Source organism: Erwinia sp. S38 (assembly GCF_016624545.1).
In the GTDB taxonomy this organism is placed as follows: Bacteria; Pseudomonadota; Gammaproteobacteria; order Enterobacterales; family Enterobacteriaceae; genus Erwinia; species Erwinia coffeiphila.
Genome location: NZ_JACVTS010000004.1, coordinates 278,527 through 295,343, shown reverse-complemented (window position 1 = coordinate 295,343; position 16,817 = coordinate 278,527). Strand labels below are relative to the sequence as shown.

Sequence of the window (16,817 nt, the reverse complement as noted above, 5' to 3'; positions counted from 1 at the left end):
AGATCGGACCGTCCCCGGCTTCCGCCAGCCAGATGCGATGGATACAGCAGGAACGAAGCCTGAATCGAAGTGATCTGCCACAGTCGTCAGAAAACAACTGGGCCCCCTGCAAAAAGAGGAAGCCCAATTCAGGCCGTTACTTCACGCAGGTGTCGCACTGATTGTGGATCTGCTGGAAGAAGTCGTTGCCTTTATCATCGACCAGGATAAAGGCCGGGAAGTTTTCGACTTCAATTTTCCAGATAGCCTCCATACCCAGCTCAGGGTATTCGACGCACTCCAGACTTTTAATACTCTGCTGCGCCAGCACCGCAGCCGGGCCGCCGATACTGCCGAGGTAGAAGCCGCCGTGTTTCTGGCAGGCATCCGTGACCTGCTGACTGCGGTTGCCCTTCGCCAGCATGATCATACTGCCGCCGTTGGCCTGTAGCAGGTCAACGTAGGAGTCCATACGCCCGGCGGTGGTCGGCCCCAGCGAGCCGGAGGCATAACCTTCCGGCGTTTTGGCCGGACCCGCGTAGTACACCGGGTGATCCTTAATGTACTGCGGCAGCCCTTCGCCGTTATCAATTCGCTCTTTCAGCTTGGCGTGGGCGATATCGCGCCCGACGATAATGGTGCCGCTGAGTGACAGGCGGGTTGATACCGGATACTCAGACAGCTGGGCGAGGATCTCCTTCATCGGGCGGTTCAGATCCACCTGCACCACATCGCCCTCGCCCTGCTGGCGCAGTTCTTCCGGTATGTACTGGCCCGGATTCTGCTCCATCTTCTCAATCCAGATACCGTCGCGGTTGATTTTCGCCTTGATATTACGGTCGGCGGAGCAGGATACCGCCATCGCCACCGGGCAGGATGCACCGTGGCGCGGCAGGCGGATCACGCGGATATCGTGGGCGAAGTATTTACCGCCAAACTGCGCACCCAGCCCCAGCTGCTGCGCCGCCAGCAGCAGCTCCTGTTCCAGCGCCACGTCGCGGAACGCCTGGCCGTGCTCGTTGCCTTCGGTGGGCAGCTGGTCGTAATAGTGGGTCGAGGCCAGCTTCACGGTTTTCAGCGTGCTGTCGGCCGACGTACCGCCAATCACAAAGGCAATATGGTACGGCGGGCAGGCCGCAGTACCCAGGCTGCGCATTTTCTCGGTGAGGAAGTTCTTCAGTTTACCGGGCGTCAGCAGCGCCTTGGTTTCCTGATAGAGGTAGGTTTTATTGGCCGAACCGCCGCCTTTGGCCATGCACAGGAATTTGTATTCATCGCCATCAACGCTGTAGAGGTCGATCTGCGCGGGCAGGTTGGTGCCGGTGTTCACCTCACGGTACATATCCAGCGCGGCATTCTGGGAATAGCGCAGGTTGTCTTCGGTGTAGGTGTTGTACACCCCCTGCGCCAGCGCGGCCTCATCACCGCCGCCGGTCCACACCCGCTGCCCTTTTTTGCCCATAATAATCGCCGTACCGGTGTCCTGGCAGGTCGGCAGAATGCCCTTGGCGGCAATTTCGGAGTTGCGCAAAAACTGCAGCGCCACGTAGCGGTCATTCTGGCTGGCTTCCGGATCGGCCAGCATCGCGGCCACCTGGCGCTGGTGCGCCGGGCGCAGCATAAAGGAGGCGTCGTGGAAGGCATGCTGCGCCAGCAGCGTCAGTGCCTGCGGTTCCACTTTTAAAATCGACTGACCGTCGAATTCACTGACGGAAACATGATCGCGGGTGAGCAGATAGTATTCGGTATCCTCTTTGGCAAGAGGGAACGGGGTCTGATAATGGAACGGTTTTTTCGACATTTTGCTCTCACTTAATGATAAGTTGCCGCGCAACATCGCTGAACCACCCGCAACGTCACTGGCGATATTTCATTATGGTTTTTATCTGGCCGGCCCGGGGAGAAGCGGGGCCGGCAGGTTTAGTGAGAATGTTATAGAGAGTTGCGGAGAATAACCATGATTTCAGTGCCAGATCAGAACATCATCACCATCCACGGATAGCCGATCAGCATCAGCGCGCACAGGAAGAACAGTCCGAAGATGGTGCCCATTCGCCAGTAGTCTTTGGTCGGCAGATAGCCGCTGCCGTAGTAAATCGGGCTGGGGCCGGTGCCGTACGGCGTGATAATCCCCATTACGCCCAGTGAGGTACACATCATCAGGCAGAATACCGGCATATTGATCCCCGGAATCGATGCGGCAATGGTCAGCATCGCGGGTAGCAGCGCGGTGGTGTGCGCGGTGGTGCTGGCAAACAGATAGTGCAGCAGATAGAAAGCGATCATCAGTACCACCGCCGACACCTGCGGATCGTAGCCCTGAAGCAGCAGCCCGCCCTGTTTGCCCAGCCAGGCGATAAAACCCACGCGCGCCAGGCCGTCGGCCAGCGCCACCAGCGTGGCGAACCAGGCGAAGGTGTTCCACGCCGGTTTGTTACTGGTGATGTCATTCCAGTTCAGCACCCCGGTCCACAGCATCAGCACCACCACCAGCAGCGCGGCCATCGCCGGTTCAATCCAGGCGGTAGCGAAGATCCACATCAGCAGCGCGGACACCACAAACACCAGCAGCAGGATTTCGTTGCGCGACAGTTTGCCGAGTTTTTCCAGTTCGCTGGTGGCCCAGCGCGGCACCTCATCGTTGAATTTTACCTCCGGCGGATAGAGCCAGTAGGCCATCAGCGGCATAGTCAGCAGCAGCAGTACGCCCAGCGGCAGGAAGGCGAGGAACCACATGCCCCAGGAGATATCAAAGCCGATAACGCTTTTAACCAGCGCCAGCGCCAGCAGGTTCGGTGCCAGGGCGGAGAGGAACATCGAGCTGGTGATACAGGCAGCGGTGATCGCCACCCACATCAGATAGGAACCGATCTTACGCGCGCTGGGGTCGTTGGGTTTGGAGCCGTACAGCGGCGGCAGGTTGGCGATAATCGGATAAATAGTCCCGCCGCTACGCGCGGTGTTGGACGGCGTAAACGGGGCCAGCAGCAGGTCGGCGAAGGTGATGGCGTAACCCAGCGTCAGGCTGCGACGGCCCAGGTATTTCACCAGAATCAGCGCCAGACGACGGCCAAACTGCGTTTTGTCATAGCCTGCGGCAAACATAAACGCGCCAAAAATCAGCCATACGGTTGAGTTGCCAAAGCCGCTAACCGCCCACTTAAACGCCTGGGTGGCGGTTTTGAAATTCGGATCGGCCAGTTCCGCCGGGCTGAACAGCACCCACGGACTGAACAAAGCGATGGCCACCACCCCGGTCAGCCCGATCACCGCCCCGGGCAGCGGCTCGAAAATCAGACCGACAATCACACCAACAAAAATCGCGAAGAAGTGCCATGCATAAGGCTCCAGCCCCTCAGGCACCGGCATCAATAGCAGCAGTACCGCCACGAGAACGGGCAGGAACATCATAATCAGGCGTTTTTTATTTCCCGTTGCGGCCGGAGGGGCAGCAGCGGTTTCACTAACCGACGATGTCTGTTTCATAGTTTTTATCTGCAGGTTGATGAGTTTGAGTGAAGTATCCACATACTTTATAGCCGATATTCTGTTTATTTTTTAATTTTTTTATGCGGGTAACCCGGGTATCAAGGGAGCCATCCGCCATCAGATAAAATCATGCATTGTTATATTTCGTTTACTTTTGCTATTCCCGCGAAATTAAATGGAAATATTAATATCAATAACAAGGTTTATCTCAACAGAGAAAACCTGTCGTTTACTTTATAGGCAATACAGTTCATGCAACAAAAACAACATATAGGGTATTGTTTTTGTTGAAGTTATTTTTATGTATATTGAAATTTGATTTTTTGTTCTTGTTGGTTAACAATTAATAAATTATTTTATTTTGGCACAGTAATATCTGTTCATTGTTGGTGGTTGAATTTAGAATAAAAAACTATCCACCCGAGTAATTTTATATTCGCCACAGGATGCCGTTAAATCGCTATTTTTTAAATCGTCGCCTGCAACAGAATTATAAGAATTTTTATTTGGAGCCCACCTGATGAATACGTTAAGCCCTGTTCTTAATCCGCTGACGCTGCCGAACGGCGCGGTGCTGAAAAACCGTCTGTTGATGGCACCGATGACCACCTGTACCGGCTTTTACGACGGCACCGTGACCAGCGAACTGGTCGAATACTACCGCGATCGCGCGGGCAGCATCGGCACGGTGATCGTTGAGTCCTGCTTTATCGACCCCAAAGGGCCGGCTTTCCCCGGCGCTATCGGCATCGACAGCGATAATAAAATCTCGGGTCTGGCAAAAATTGCCCACGCTATCAAGACCAAAGGCTCCAAGGCCATTTTGCAGATTTATCACGGTGGCCGCATGGTGGAGCCGGAGCTGATCGGCGGAAAAACGCCGGTAGCGCCAAGCGCTATCGCCGCTCCCCGTGAAGGCGCAACGACCCCGCAGGCGCTGACCGCAGAAGAAGTCGACGTGATGATCACGAAGTTCGGCGACGCCGTAAACCGGGCAATCAAGGCCGGGTTTGACGGCGTGGAGCTGCACGGCGCGAATACCTATCTGATCCAGCAGTTTTATTCACCGAACTCCAACCAGCGCGATGACAAATGGGGCGGCAGCCGCGACAACCGCACCCGCTTCCCGCTGGAGGTGCTGGAGATCACCCATAAGATGGTGCGGCGCTTTGCCGACTCTACCTTTATCATCGGCTATCGCTTCTCGCCGGAAGAGCTGGAAGTGCCCGGTATCCGTTTCGACGATACGATGTACCTGCTGGAAAAGCTGGCGGCGCGCGGCATTGACTATGTGCATTTCTCCGTCGGCCAGCTATTGCGCCCGTCGATTGTTGACCGCGACGATCCCACTCCGCTGATCACCAAATATCTTGCCGCCCGTACGGCGACGCTGGCAAAGGTGCCGGTGATCGGTGTGGGCGGCGTGCTGAATAAAGCCGACGCCGAACTGGCGCTGGAGAAAGGCTTCGACCTGGTGGCAGTGGGTAAAGCCTGCATCGCCTATCCGGACTGGGCTGACCGCATCATTAAAAACGAGCAGCTGGAGCTGTTTATCAACAGCACCCAGCGGGAAGCGCTGAACATTCCTGAACCGCTGTGGCGATTCTCACTGGTGGATGCGATGATCCGCGATGTCAGCTCCGGCGGCCGGAAGTACAAAGCCGGTGTGTACCAGGAGAAAGTGGAAGCCGAAGCGCTGAAGCTGAAAATCAACGTCACGCTGGATACCGACCGTATAACCGACATCGCAATGGTGGCGGATGACTCGCTCGATGTGGACTTCACTACCACTTTTGAGAAGCTGCGTACCCGTATGCTGGTGGCCAACAGCCCCTACGTGGATGCCATCACCGGAGCCACCACCCAGAGTGAGGCGCTGAAAAAAGCCGTCTCCCGCGCGATGACCACCTCCAGTAAAGAGCACGTGATCGAAGAAGGCGGCAACCCGCAGGCACCGCAGAGCTACGACGTGGTGGTGATCGGCAGCGGCGGAGCCGGGCTGGCGGCGGCGATCCAGGCCAGCGACGCCGGTGCACACGTGGTGATTATTGAGAAGATGCCGACCATCGGCGGCAACACCATTAAAGCTTCGGTGGGGATGAACGCGGCGGAAACCCACTATCAGCAGCTGAAAGGTATTGAGGACAGCAAAACGCTGTTCTATGACGAGACACTGAAAGGCGGCAAATTCAAAAACAACCCGGTGCTGCTGAAAGAATTTGTTGAGCGGGCACCGGGGGCGATTGAATGGCTGAAGGACAATGACATCGAACTCAGCGACATCACCATCACCGGCGGTATGAGCGTTGAGCGCACGCACCGTCCTGCCGATCGTTCTGCGGTGGGCGGCTTTCTGATTAGCGGCCTGGTAAAAGGCATTAACCAGCGCAATATCGAGGTACTGCTGGAAACCGCCGTGGAAGAGATCCTGCTGGAAAACGGCGTGGTCAGCGGTGTGAAGGTGGTCGACGAATACAACGACACCCGTGTTCTGAATGCCAAAAGCGTGATTGTGGCCACCGGCGGCTTCAGCGCCAACCGGGAAATGGTGGTGAAATATCGCCCTGAGCTGGATGGCTTTGTCACCACTAATCACAAAGGAGCCACCGGCAGCGGCATTGCCATTCTGCAACACATTGGTGCAGGCACGGTGGATATGGGCGAAATTCAGATCCACCCGACCGTGGAGCAAACCACATCTTACCTTATTTCCGAAGCCATTCGCGGCGGCGGGGCGATTCTGGTCAGCCAGGCGGGCCATCGTTTCTATAACGAGATGGAAACCCGCGACAAGGTCTCGGCGGCGATTATCGCCCTGCCGGAGAAAAGCGCCTGGATAATCTTCGACAATCAGGTGCGCAGTAACAACAAAGCCGCCGATGAGTACATCGCCAAAGGCTTTGTTGTCAGCGCCCCTACCCCGCACGAGCTGGCGGTAAAGCTGAATATGGACCAGGAGACCCTGCAAACTACGCTGGGGCGCTACAACCAGTTCGTCGACCAGCAGAAGGACGAGGACTTTGGCCGCACCACCGCGCTGCGCCATCCGCTGAATCAGGCACCGTACTATGCCATTCGCATTGCCCCCGGTGTGCATCACACCATGGGCGGCATCACCATCAATACCGAAACGGCGGTGCTGGATACTCAGCAGCAGCCGATTGGCGGCGCATGGGCGGCGGGTGAAGTGGTCGGCGGCATCCACGGTGCCAACCGGATTGGCGGTAACGCGATTGCCGATATCATCATTTTCGGCACGCTGGCCGGCCGTAACGCCGCCGCCTGGGCGCGGCGCTGACATCCGGTGGACGGGGTATATGCCTTTTCCGCTGTGATGATGGGTTCCCCGATCCTGCTGAAGCTGTTTGATCATGATGAAGCGCTGGCTCGCGGGGTATTCCGGCTGATTAAACAGCAGGAAAACCGGCTGACCGTGAATCGCCCCCACTCGGAGGTGATGGCGATTAATCATGCGGCGGGCCGCCATCCGGTGGCCGTCAGCCCGCCGGTGTATCAACTGATCAAACGCGCTCACCGGGTCAGCCTGCTGCCCGGTAGCGCATTTAATTTTGCCATTGGCCCGCTGGTTAAGCGCTGGAAAATTGGTTTTCAGGGCAACAGCGTGCCGCCGGAAGCTGAAATCAGGGCGTTACTGGCGCTGACCCGGCCCGACGGGATGACCCTCGACGATAATAGCCACAGTGTGTTTCTGCATCAGGCCGGTATGGAAATTGACCTCGGGGCGATTGCGAAAGGCTGGATCGCCGATGAGGTGCGCGACTATCTGCGCCAGCAGCAGGTGGATTACGGGCTGATTAACCTCGGTGGCAACATTCAGACGCTCGGCCACCAAACGGAGCGGTGCTGGGGCATCGGCCTGAAGCAGCCCTTTGCTGAAGACGGTGCGCTGATTGGCGTGATTAAGGTGATGAACCGATCGGTAGTCACCTCTGGCGTCTATGAGCGCTATTTCGAACTCGACGGACGGCGCTACCATCATATTCTCGACCCGCGCAGCGGCTATCCGCTGGATAACGAACTGCTCAGCGTGACTGTGATATCGCGAGAGTCGATTGATGGTGATATCTGGACCACGCTGCTGTACGGCATGGGCGTGGAAAACAGCCTGACGTATCTGGCAGATACACCGCAGATTGAAGCGATTTTTGTCACCCGCGACCGCCGGGTGATCTGTTCTTCACAGCGTCAGTTCAGCTTTTCTCTGCTGGATGACAGTTACCTGCTACACAATGCAACGATCTGACCACTGCGTGACTTGCAACCGAGATTATCTGAAGTCAGGCGGGCGATGCGTTCATCGCCCGGAGAGATGATTAATAACGCATCATGACCGATTTCAGACGCGTGTAGTCGTTGATAAATGCGCTACCAAACTCACGCCCGTTACCGGAGCTTTTTATTCCACCAAATGGCAGCGCCGGATCGAGGAAGGTATGCATGTTTATCCAGACAATACCGGCCTGGATGCGCTCGCTATAGTGAATTGCCTTATTGAAATTATGCGTCCAGACGCTGGCGGCGAGACCGAACGGCGTGTTATTGATCTGCTGAAGTACCTTTTCCTCATCGTCATAGGCGAGGAACGATCCAACCGGGCCGAAGGTTTCCTCACGCATCAGCGTAGAGTCTTCGCTGCGGACTTTCACCACCGTTGGCAGGAAATAGTAGCCGGGACGGTCCGGCGAATATCCACCGTAAAGGATCTCATCACCATCCTCTTTCGCCCTGGCAACCATCTTCAGAATTTTCTCCAGATGGGCCTTATTGGCCAGCGGCCCAACCTGACAGTCTTCCTCGAACGGCGAAGCCACTTTCAGCTGAGAAAGCCGCTGGATCAGCGCGCTAAGCACCTCGTCCATTTTCTCTGCAGGCAGGTAAAAACGCTCCGCCGACGCGCAGATTTGCCCCTGATTCACATAGCCTGCCTCCATGATACCGTCGACCATCTCACTGACCGACATATCCGCCAGAAACAGTGCGGCGTTTTTACCGCCCAGTTCCAGAGTCGCCGGTTTCGCCAGCGCGCTGGCGGCATTACCCACCGCACGGCCGGTCGGCACCGAACCGGTAAAGGTCACTTTGGCACAGAACGGGTGTTCGATCAGTAAGGGGCCCAGCAATCCGCCGTTGCCGTTGAGAACGTTGATCGTGCCCGGAGGGAAGCCAACGTCGGCGGCCAGCTGCGCCACCCTCAGCATGGTCAGCGGGGTAAATTCACTCGGTTTCAGCACCACGGTACAGCCACAAACCAGTGCCGCCGCCATTTTCCAGATGGCAATCATGATCGAGAAGTTCCAGGGAATAATGCCAACCACGACCCCCAGCGGTTCACGCTGGGTGAATCCGCGATACTTTTCTCCGTTGAATGACGGCAGGGAAATTTCGGTCGTTTCGCCGTAAATTTTCCCTGACCATCCGGCAAAGTAACGTAAAAATGCGACCGCCTGATCCACTTCCAGGCCGCGAGACAGCGCGATGGTTTTCCCGGAACACAGCGTTTCTATCTGCGCCAGCTCTTCCCGATGCTGTTCCATGGCATCGGCCAGTTTCAGCATCATGTTCCCCCGCGCCAGCGTGGGCATCTCCGCCCAGCTGCCAAGAAATGCCTGCTGAGCCGCCGCCATGGCCGCCGAAACATCTTCCGCACAGCCGTCGTGAACGCGTGCCACCTCATTCCCTGTCGCAGGGTCGATAACCGGGCGCAGAGCACCTCCCCCCGGCTGGCTCAATCCATTAATAAAATGGCCGTGATCGCGTTGTAAAAATGCGCTCACCGCCGCCAGCTGTTTTACCTGAGTCATACAAAGCCCCTGTTTGAGAGAGAGAATCCATTCTTGTCAGGGGGCGAAAGCCCCGTGACCACTGGATTTACCACGCTATCAATCTGCGTTATCTGTGGGGTCTTCTGTTTGAGCTTGCGTGCTTTCACATCAGACAATGATGCGGTAATGATGAATCGTTGAAAGTACGTTAAGGCAGGGAAAGCTGGCGCTGAATAGCAGAAAGCGTGCGTTTGCGAATAATACCGCTGGCCGTGCGGATCAACAGCCAGTAAGGCAGCAACTTGAGCCGGGTGGCATTGTCCGGGCAGTTGATAAACGTTTCGGTTTGCAGCCGCCAGGCGTCGCCTTCCGGCAGCAGTTGAAAATGCAACACCAGGCGGGCCACACCGGGCTCGTTGAACGCAAAGAATTTGTGCACATCCCGCAGCGGAATAATGCCCATATCAGGTCGCCAGAACCGCCCGGTCAGGCCGTAAGTCAGACGGTCCGGCTGTCGATCCAGCGGGGTGAAGGTATGCACACCAAAGGCTGCCTGTGGCTCACGAGATTTATTCGCGGGGAAAAACTTACCAGGCAACTCGCGCAACGTCATGAAAGCATTAGAAAGAGGATCGCCACGCATATCGTACGCGGCAACGGCATCAAGGATAGCCTCTGCGCTGGCACGAATAGGCCCGGACTGATGACGCTCGTGGAAATTATACCCCGGTAAAAACGGCGTTTTGCTGTCTGAATATCGACTTTCTTTTTCGCTGATATAGCCAAATATACGCATTATCGATTCCTTATAGAGTGGGGGTGAGGATAGTACGTAAATTGCCAAAACAGAAAGGCGCCGCTGTTAAGAAGCGGCGTCCGATAAGAAGTGCATATCAGTGATAGCTGATGGTGGTACCCAGCAGGCTATTCGGTTCCGTATACGCTGCGGTGCGAATCGCTCTGGCAGGCACGGCGGTGGCCTTGCCCGACAGCTGGGTCGTCAGTGCAACCAGCGTGGTGCTGCCGGTGACAAAACTGGTGGTTGAAGGCTGTTGCACCGTGGTCAGGTAACCCTCTGTTTGTGCTGCCAGGCTGGCACCGGAAACCGTGCTCAGGATGACTGCAACAAGGGCCGTTTTACGAATGTTCATGATGTCCCCTTGATGCCTTTTCCTGTGATAGATGAATTACTGATAGATAACCGCTGTACCGTGCAGTTTGTTATCGCCAGAAGTCGAGGTGATTCGGAAAGATTTCGCGCCTGCCTGTTCGGCTTTCGCCGCCAGTTTCGCTTCCAGTGAAGAAAGATTTGACGCGCCGCCGGCAGAAACAACCCCAATCTGTTGCTGCTGCTGAGGTGCACTGTTAACCAGATCGGCCGCGAAGCCGGTGAAAGAAACGGAAGCCAGAGCGATTGCAGCGATGGTCATTTTAATGGTTTTCATAATATTTACTCTCGATTTTGTGCTGTTCGGTTAGTTTGCGTCGTTATTAATTAACGATCGATAATTAAATGTTATCCTCCGTCGTACGTATCGTCAACACCATTTTATTAACGATCGATAATATAATAACTAATTCATTGAATTTACTATTTTTATAGTGAGCACTTTTTTGCATAACGCCAGACGAAATCCGCCATTACGTACCGCTCGACAGCGGCTAACAATGTTTTTATACTGATTGATAATTTAATCATTTGTGCGGTAATGCTAAGCGAGGAATGATGACAACGACTGAGCAGGACGCAGCTACACGTAAAGGCCGGGGACGGCCAAAAACCTTCGATCGGGAAGCGGCGCTGGATATCGCGCTGGAGCTGTTCTGGCGTCATGGCTATGAAGCTACGTCGCTGGCCGATCTGGTGGCGGCGACGGGCGCAAAAGCGCCAACGCTGTATGCTGAATTTACCAATAAAGAGGGAATGTTCCGCGCGGCGGTGGATCGCTATACCGAGAAGTTCGCCAGTAAAAGTGCCGCAGCACTCTCCTGCCCGGACAGCTGCGTGGCCAGCGGCGTGGAAAACTACTTCCGCTCAACGGCGGCCTGTTTTACCGACAGCGAAAAGCCCGGCGGCTGTTTCTTTATCTGCACCTCAACCGGTCTTTCCGCCAGCTCTGAAGACGTGGCGAAAATGCTGCGCAGGCGGCACGACAACCAGGAACAGAATCTGCTGGAGTTTCTGCAGGACCGTCAGACGGCCGGCGAGCTGGACCCGCGGGCGGACCTGAAAGGCATTTCCGCCTGGCTGGGCTGCCTGCTGCAGGGGATGTCCGTACGCGCCCGCGAAGGCGCGACGGAAGCGGAACTGAATACGCTGGTGGATACACTGATGCTACAGTGGCCAGTACTCAGCAGGCTGGGCGTGGATTAACGCGCCGGGCGCTCCAGGCCTAAATGACCGCGCAGCGTATCGGCCTGATATGCTGTGCGGAACACGCCCCTCTCCTGTAGCAGCGGCACCACGTCGTTGAAAAAGGCATCCGAGGCTTCGGGAATCCACGGCGGCATCACCACAAAACCATCCACCGCACGCTGCTGATACCACTCGGCGATACGTGCCGCCAGCGACTGTGCGGTTCCCGCCACGATAAATCCGGACCCGGCGACCCATTTGGTAAACTGCCGCACGGTCATTCCCTGCTCTCTCGCATGGCTCAGCATCGGCGCAAAGCGTTCTTTTCTCGCCAGCTGGCCGACAATATCCGGCACCGGACCGTCAAGATCGTGCTGCGCCCAGTCGTAGTTCATGGTGTTTGAAAGATGGGTCAGCGTAGCCAGCGGATGATGCAGCTGCTTCAGCTCATTCAGCAGATCGTCGGCCTCCTTCTGCGTACGACCAATCACCGGCTGTAAGCCGGGCAGGATCTTCAGGCTGTCTGGCGTTCGACCGTGGGCCACCACCCGCGCTTTGACCGCCGCATACCAGGCCTGAGCCGAGGCCAGATCGGGTTTTTCGGCGGCAAACACCGCATCCGCCGTGCGTGCCGCAAGCTCCATAAACGGCCCTGAACCACCGGCCTGAAACGTCACCGGATGGCCCTGCGGCGGGCGGGAAATATTCAGCGGCCCGCGGCTGCTGAACCAGTCGTTGTCAATACCGGCATAGCGAATCCGGCTGCCGTCGGCGTAAATGCCATTTTCACGATCGCCGATAATCGCATCATCCGCCCAGCTGTCCCACAGCGTACGGACCGCTTCGATAAACGCTTCTGCCTTTTCGTATCGCTGTTCGTGGCTCAGCAGCGTCTGACCAAAATTGGCCGCTTCGGCATCGCTGGTCGAGGTCACCACGTTCCAGCCGGCGCGCCCGCCGGTCAGATGGTCCAGCGTCGCCAGGGTGCGCGCAGCGGCAAAAGGCTGGATCACCGAGCTGGAAATGGTCCCCGCCAGGCCGATTTTATCGGTAACCGCGCCCAGCGCGGAGAGCACGGTGAACGGTTCCGGCCGCTCGGTCACGCGATGACGGACCGCTTCCGTCACGCTGTCGCCGTATACATCATCAATCGACAGCTTGTCGGCCATAAAAATCAGATCGAACTTTGCCGCCTCGGCCTTTTGCGCCAGAGATTTAATCAGCGGCCAGTCGGTGGGATTCGGTTTTGCCGCGCCGGGCATCCGCCAGCCCGCATAGTGACAGCCGGTGGTTTCCAGAAACAGCGCCAGATGCAGTGACATAATTTACCCCTTCGCCGGTTGGGTGCTGACGGTGAGATCGGTATCAAACCATTTCTCGGAGATCTTCTTCAGCGTGCCGTCGGCGCGCAGTTCGGTCAGCGCTTTATCCACCTTCGCCTTCAGCTCCTCACCCCGGGCATCCTTGCGGAACGGCAGCGCGACCTGCTTCTCGCCAAAGGTTTCACCCACCACTTTCAGCGGCAGATTCTTATGTTTGATCTGCCCCAGCAGGATCACCTGGCCGGAGACAAAAGCATCCACCTTGCCCTGCGCCACGCTGTTAAACACCACATCGGACCCTTCGAAGGTCACCAGCTTGATTTTGTTTTCCGGGTCAAACTCTTTCAGCACTTTGGCATAGTTCGAACCCAGCTCGGCGGCCACGGTTTTCCCGGCCATATCGCTCAGCCCGTGGATGCTGTTGTTATTCACACTGACCGCCAGCGCCGCCGCAGAGTAGTAATACGGCACGCTGTAATCATATTTCTTGCGGCGCTCCGGGGTGTCGGCGAAATTGCCCACCGTATCCACTTTGCCGGTTTCCAGCGAGCCCAGCACCCCGACCCAGTCGGAGGTCACCCACTCGATTTTGTAGTGAATTTTCTCCGCCACCGCCTGCAGGATCTCAGCGCTGAAGCCTTTGATTTCGTTACCCTGCTTAAAATAGTGCGGATAGCCGTCCGGCGTGGCGCCCACCCTCAGCACCGGCTGCTCCGCAGATTTATCGGCGGCATTATCACAGCCGCTCAGCAGTGCCAGCGCGCCGGCAATCAGTACAAATTTATACCCTTTCATTATTGTTTTTCCCGGTTAGTCAGAGGACGTAAGGTTTGCCGATATAGCGTTCCAGCTGCCGCTGTAGCGCGCTGAGTACAATGGTCAGCGCCCAGTACACCAGCCCGACGGCGAAATAGGCTTCAAAGAATTTCAGTGATTCGGTGGCGATCAGCTTGCCGCCCGCCAGCAGTTCACTCACCCCGAGGGTAAAGGCCAGCGACGAGTTCTTAATCAGGCCAATCCAGATATTTCCGGCGGCGGGAATGGCATTGCGGCACGCCTGCGGCAGCAGAATGCGCCTCGCCGCGTTGACATGGCTGAGGCCTGACGCCAGCGACGCCTCCCACTGCCCGCGATCCACCGAGTCGATGGCCGCGCGAAACACCTCGGCCAGATAGGCGGCACTGTTCAGGCTCAGACCGATGATCACCGCGTGCGTGGCGCTCAGGCTGTTAAGCACCGGAAACAGCTGCGGCAGGCCGAAGTAGATAATCAGCAGCTGCACCAGCACCGGCGTACCGCGGAAAAAGGAGATATACAGATGGGCGAACAGCGCCAGCGGACGGATGCCGCGCAGCAACACGGCCAGCCCGGCTCCCAGCACGGTAGCCAGCACGATAGAGCACAGCGAAATAAACAGGGTGATCGGCAGGTAAGTCAGGATTTGGGGAATAATCCCCAGCATATAGCCAACGTCAAAATTCATGGCGGGATGTCCTTATCGTGGTATCAGGCAAATTCGTGGAGGAAGCGGTGCGCGCGGTTTTCCGTGACGGGATCAAACAGCACATCCGGCGCGCCCTGCTCAAGGATGCGCCCCTGCTCCATAAAAAATATCCGCTGTGAAATATCGCGGGCGAACTTCATTTCATGGGTGACGATCAGCATGGTCAGCGAGCGCTCGGCCAGACTGGCGATCAGGTTGAGAATATCGCGCCGCAGCTCCGGGTCGAGCGATGAAGTGGGTTCATCCAGCAGCAGCGCTTCCGGTTCCAGGCTCAGCGCCCGGGCGATGCCGACGCGCTGCTGCTGACCGCCGGACAGCGTAATGGGCCAGGCGTCGGCCTTATGCGCCAGCCCGACGCTGGTCAGCAGTTCCATCCCCCGATCGCGCGCCTCATCCCGGCGATAGCCACGGCCGTAGATCAGCACTTCGGAGATGTTTTCCAGCGCGGTTTTGTTCTTAAACAGGTTGTAATGCTGAAAGACCATCGCGCTCTGGCGACGAAAGCGGGTGGTGTTGCGGTGGGTCAGGGAAGCGGCATCGACCGTTTCATCACCGATGGTGAGCTGGCCGCTGTCGGGTTTCACCAGCAGATTCAGGCTGCGCAGCAGCGTGGATTTTCCCGAGCCGGACGGCCCGATAATCGACACCACTTCGCCGCGTCGGACGCTGAAACTGATGTCGTTAAGCGCCTGATAACTCTTAAACTTCTTATTTAATCCGCTGACTTTAATCATGACCGCCCCGCTAAAAATCACTTTGGGGCAGTGTAACGTTGCAAAAAATTGCAGACGAATGCTTAAAAATTATAAGGTTAGTTATTATTCGCTGAAGTAAACAGCAGAAAAATGGCCTCCCGAAGGAGGCCGTAAGGATTAAGGGCGTTTAGCACGTTCGGCGGTGACCTGCTGCGCAATGCGATCGCCAATACGGCTATCGATATTGCGCCAGTATTCAAAGGCGCGGGACAGCACCGGCTCCTCCACACCGTTGAGCAGATGGCCGCTGACGTTATCCACCAGCCTCTGGCGGGCGGCATCGTCCATCACCTGATTAATCAACGTGTTCGCCTGGCCGTAATCGTCATCGTCACGATGCAGGCTGTACGGTGCATGAACCATCTCACCGCTGGCATGCCAGGTGGAATCCGTCGGGTAGCGTTGGCCGTCGGCCACCGGGCCGCCTTTGGAGTTCGGTGCATAAACCGGGTCGGACACCGGATTCATGCGCATCGCGCCGTCCTTGCTGTAACTGTTCACCGGCGAATGCGGCGCGTTAACCGGGATCTGCTTGTAATTCACCCCCAGCCGCGCGCGGTGCGCATCCGCATAGGCAAACATGCGGCCAATCAGCATCTTGTCCGGGCTGATGCCGATGCCCGGCACCAGATTGTTCGGCTCGAAGGCCGCCTGCTCAATCTGCGCATGGTTATCGGTCGGATTTCTGTCGAGCGTGAGCTTGCCGACCTTAATCAGCGGGTAATCCGCGTGCGGCCACACTTTGGTCAGGTCGAACGGGTTAAAGCGATAATTATCCGCGTCGGCGAACGGCATAATCTGCATATACAGCGTCCAGCTCGGGTACTCCCCGCGTTTGATCGCCTCATACAGGTCACGGGTGTGATAATCGCCGTCCTGCCCGGCCAGCAGATCGGCCTCCTGCTGGTGCAGGCATTCCACGCCCTGGTCGGTTTTGAAGTGGTATTTCACCCAAAACTTCTCGCCCTGCCCGTTCACCCACATATAAGTGTGGCTGGAGAAGCCATCCATATGCCGCCAGCTTTTCGGGATGCCGCGATCGCCCATCAGCCAGGTTACCTGGTGCGCCGATTCCGGCGACAGGGTCCAGAAATCCCACTGCATATCGTGATCGCGCAAATTGTTATCGGCGCGGCGCTTCTGCGAACGGATAAAATGCTGGAACTTCAGCGGGTCGCGGATAAAGAACACCGGGGTATTGTTCCCCACCATGTCGTAGTTGCCTTCACTGGTGTAGAACTTGATGGCGAAGCCGCGCGGATCGCGCCAGGTATCCGGGCTGCCCCGCTCCCCGGCTACCGTGGAAAAGCGCATCACCACCTCGGTTTTCACCCCTGGCTGGAACAGCGCGGCTTTGGTATAGCGGCTGATATCCTCTGTCACTTCAAAACGGCCAAATGCCCCGCTGCCCTTGGCATGCGGCTGGCGCTCGGGGATACGCTCGCGGTTAAAGTTGGCCATCTGTTCAATCAGGTAGTGGTCATGCAGCAGCAGAGGCCCGTCCGGGCCAACTGAAAGAGAGTATTCATCGCTGGCAACCGGATTACCGGCATCGTTGGTGGTAGGTTTGCGTTTATCATTGCTCATCGCTGTCTCTCCGACTTTGTTATGGAGTCCAGCGATTAAGGG

General features: G+C 56.8%; 14 protein-coding genes. 3 read left to right on the top strand and 11 right to left on the bottom strand.

Annotated elements, in window-relative coordinates:
* Positions 1–136: 136 nt before the first annotated feature.
* Positions 137–1,780 carry a class I fumarate hydratase FumA gene (fumA, locus tag IBT46_RS07150; RefSeq protein WP_200545044.1) on the bottom strand — a complete coding sequence of 548 codons (1,644 nt, stop codon included), beginning with the start codon at positions 1,778–1,780 and terminating at the stop codon, positions 137–139.
* Positions 1,781–1,953: 173 nt separating this feature from the next.
* Complete coding sequence (locus IBT46_RS07145; RefSeq protein WP_200545043.1) at positions 1,954–3,465, bottom strand: anion permease; 1,512 nt, start codon at positions 3,463–3,465, stop codon at positions 1,954–1,956.
* 523 nt (positions 3,466–3,988) lie between these two features.
* Here IBT46_RS07145 and IBT46_RS07140 point away from each other — a divergent pair.
* Together IBT46_RS07140 and IBT46_RS07135 are read left to right on the top strand one after the other, a co-directional pair.
* Positions 3,989–6,766: a flavocytochrome c gene (locus tag IBT46_RS07140; RefSeq protein ID WP_200545042.1), complete on the top strand. Its 2,778-nt coding sequence runs from the start codon at positions 3,989–3,991 to the stop codon at positions 6,764–6,766.
* 36 nt (positions 6,767–6,802) lie between these two features.
* Entirely contained in the window at positions 6,803–7,732 is a 930-nt protein-coding gene (locus IBT46_RS07135; RefSeq protein WP_200545041.1) for an FAD:protein FMN transferase, read from the top strand.
* A 70-nt stretch (positions 7,733–7,802) separates the two neighbouring features.
* Here the strand turns inward: IBT46_RS07135 and IBT46_RS07130 are convergent, their stop codons facing one another.
* The 4 genes from IBT46_RS07130 to IBT46_RS07115 form a co-directional block, all read right to left on the bottom strand.
* Positions 7,803–9,290, bottom strand: a complete 1,488-nt coding sequence (locus IBT46_RS07130) for an aldehyde dehydrogenase family protein (protein WP_200545040.1) — start codon at positions 9,288–9,290, stop codon at positions 7,803–7,805.
* 169 nt (positions 9,291–9,459) lie between these two features.
* A complete protein-coding gene (locus tag IBT46_RS07125; protein WP_200545039.1) occupies positions 9,460–10,047 on the bottom strand; it encodes a hypothetical protein in 588 nt (195 codons plus the stop codon).
* Positions 10,048–10,144: 97 nt separating this feature from the next.
* Positions 10,145–10,402 carry a hypothetical protein gene (locus IBT46_RS07120; RefSeq protein WP_200545038.1) on the bottom strand — a complete coding sequence of 86 codons (258 nt, stop codon included), beginning with the start codon at positions 10,400–10,402 and terminating at the stop codon, positions 10,145–10,147.
* 36 nt (positions 10,403–10,438) lie between these two features.
* The gene (locus IBT46_RS07115; RefSeq protein ID WP_200545037.1) at positions 10,439–10,696 is read right to left on the bottom strand and encodes a YdgH/BhsA/McbA-like domain containing protein; all 258 of its coding nucleotides are present in this window, start codon (positions 10,694–10,696) and stop codon (positions 10,439–10,441) included.
* Between the two features lie 278 nt (positions 10,697–10,974).
* Between IBT46_RS07115 and IBT46_RS07110 the strand changes: the two genes are divergently transcribed.
* Complete coding sequence (locus IBT46_RS07110; protein WP_305038804.1) at positions 10,975–11,625, top strand: TetR/AcrR family transcriptional regulator; 651 nt, start codon at positions 10,975–10,977, stop codon at positions 11,623–11,625.
* Here the strand turns inward: IBT46_RS07110 and IBT46_RS07105 are convergent.
* The 5 genes from IBT46_RS07105 to IBT46_RS07085 all read right to left on the bottom strand — a co-directional run bounded on the left by IBT46_RS07105 (position 11,622) and on the right by IBT46_RS07085 (position 16,775).
* Positions 11,622–12,929, bottom strand: a complete 1,308-nt coding sequence (locus tag IBT46_RS07105; RefSeq protein WP_234480000.1) for an NtaA/DmoA family FMN-dependent monooxygenase — start codon at positions 12,927–12,929, stop codon at positions 11,622–11,624. The genes IBT46_RS07110 and IBT46_RS07105 overlap by 4 nt on opposite strands.
* 3 nt (positions 12,930–12,932) lie before the next feature.
* On the bottom strand, positions 12,933–13,724 hold the full coding sequence (locus IBT46_RS07100) for an amino acid ABC transporter substrate-binding protein (RefSeq protein ID WP_200545036.1): 792 nt from the start codon (positions 13,722–13,724) through the stop codon (positions 12,933–12,935).
* Positions 13,725–13,743: 19 nt separating this feature from the next.
* A complete protein-coding gene (locus IBT46_RS07095) occupies positions 13,744–14,412 on the bottom strand; it encodes an amino acid ABC transporter permease (RefSeq protein WP_200545035.1) in 669 nt (222 codons plus the stop codon).
* A 23-nt stretch (positions 14,413–14,435) separates the two neighbouring features.
* Entirely contained in the window at positions 14,436–15,167 is a 732-nt protein-coding gene (locus IBT46_RS07090; protein WP_200545034.1) for an amino acid ABC transporter ATP-binding protein, read from the bottom strand.
* A gap of 138 nt (positions 15,168–15,305) precedes the next feature.
* Complete coding sequence (locus IBT46_RS07085; RefSeq protein WP_200545033.1) at positions 15,306–16,775, bottom strand: catalase; 1,470 nt, start codon at positions 16,773–16,775, stop codon at positions 15,306–15,308.
* Positions 16,776–16,817: the final 42 nt, after the last annotated feature.

Bases quoted from the DNA above. Each gene is read 5' to 3' on its own strand.
- IBT46_RS07135 (WP_200545041.1), top strand. From the start codon at position 6,803: ATGATGGGTTCCCCGATCCTGCTGAAGCTGTTTGATCATGATGAAGCG.
- fumA (WP_200545044.1), bottom strand. From the start codon at position 1,780: ATGTCGAAAAAACCGTTCCATTATCAGACCCCGTTCCCTCTTGCCAAA.
- IBT46_RS07095 (WP_200545035.1), bottom strand. From the start codon at position 14,412: ATGAATTTTGACGTTGGCTATATGCTGGGGATTATTCCCCAAATCCTG.
- IBT46_RS07140 (WP_200545042.1), top strand. From the start codon at position 3,989: ATGAATACGTTAAGCCCTGTTCTTAATCCGCTGACGCTGCCGAACGGC.
- IBT46_RS07145 (WP_200545043.1), bottom strand. From the start codon at position 3,465: ATGAAACAGACATCGTCGGTTAGTGAAACCGCTGCTGCCCCTCCGGCC.
- IBT46_RS07130 (WP_200545040.1), bottom strand. From the start codon at position 9,290: ATGACTCAGGTAAAACAGCTGGCGGCGGTGAGCGCATTTTTACAACGC.
- IBT46_RS07090 (WP_200545034.1), bottom strand. From the start codon at position 15,167: ATGATTAAAGTCAGCGGATTAAATAAGAAGTTTAAGAGTTATCAGGCG.
- IBT46_RS07125 (WP_200545039.1), bottom strand. From the start codon at position 10,047: ATGCGTATATTTGGCTATATCAGCGAAAAAGAAAGTCGATATTCAGAC.
- IBT46_RS07105 (WP_234480000.1), bottom strand. From the start codon at position 12,929: ATGTCACTGCATCTGGCGCTGTTTCTGGAAACCACCGGCTGTCACTAT.
- IBT46_RS07085 (WP_200545033.1), bottom strand. From the start codon at position 16,775: ATGAGCAATGATAAACGCAAACCTACCACCAACGATGCCGGTAATCCG.
- IBT46_RS07100 (WP_200545036.1), bottom strand. From the start codon at position 13,724: ATGAAAGGGTATAAATTTGTACTGATTGCCGGCGCGCTGGCACTGCTG.
- IBT46_RS07115 (WP_200545037.1), bottom strand. From the start codon at position 10,696: ATGAAAACCATTAAAATGACCATCGCTGCAATCGCTCTGGCTTCCGTT.
- IBT46_RS07110 (WP_305038804.1), top strand. From the start codon at position 10,975: ATGATGACAACGACTGAGCAGGACGCAGCTACACGTAAAGGCCGGGGA.
- IBT46_RS07120 (WP_200545038.1), bottom strand. From the start codon at position 10,402: ATGAACATTCGTAAAACGGCCCTTGTTGCAGTCATCCTGAGCACGGTT.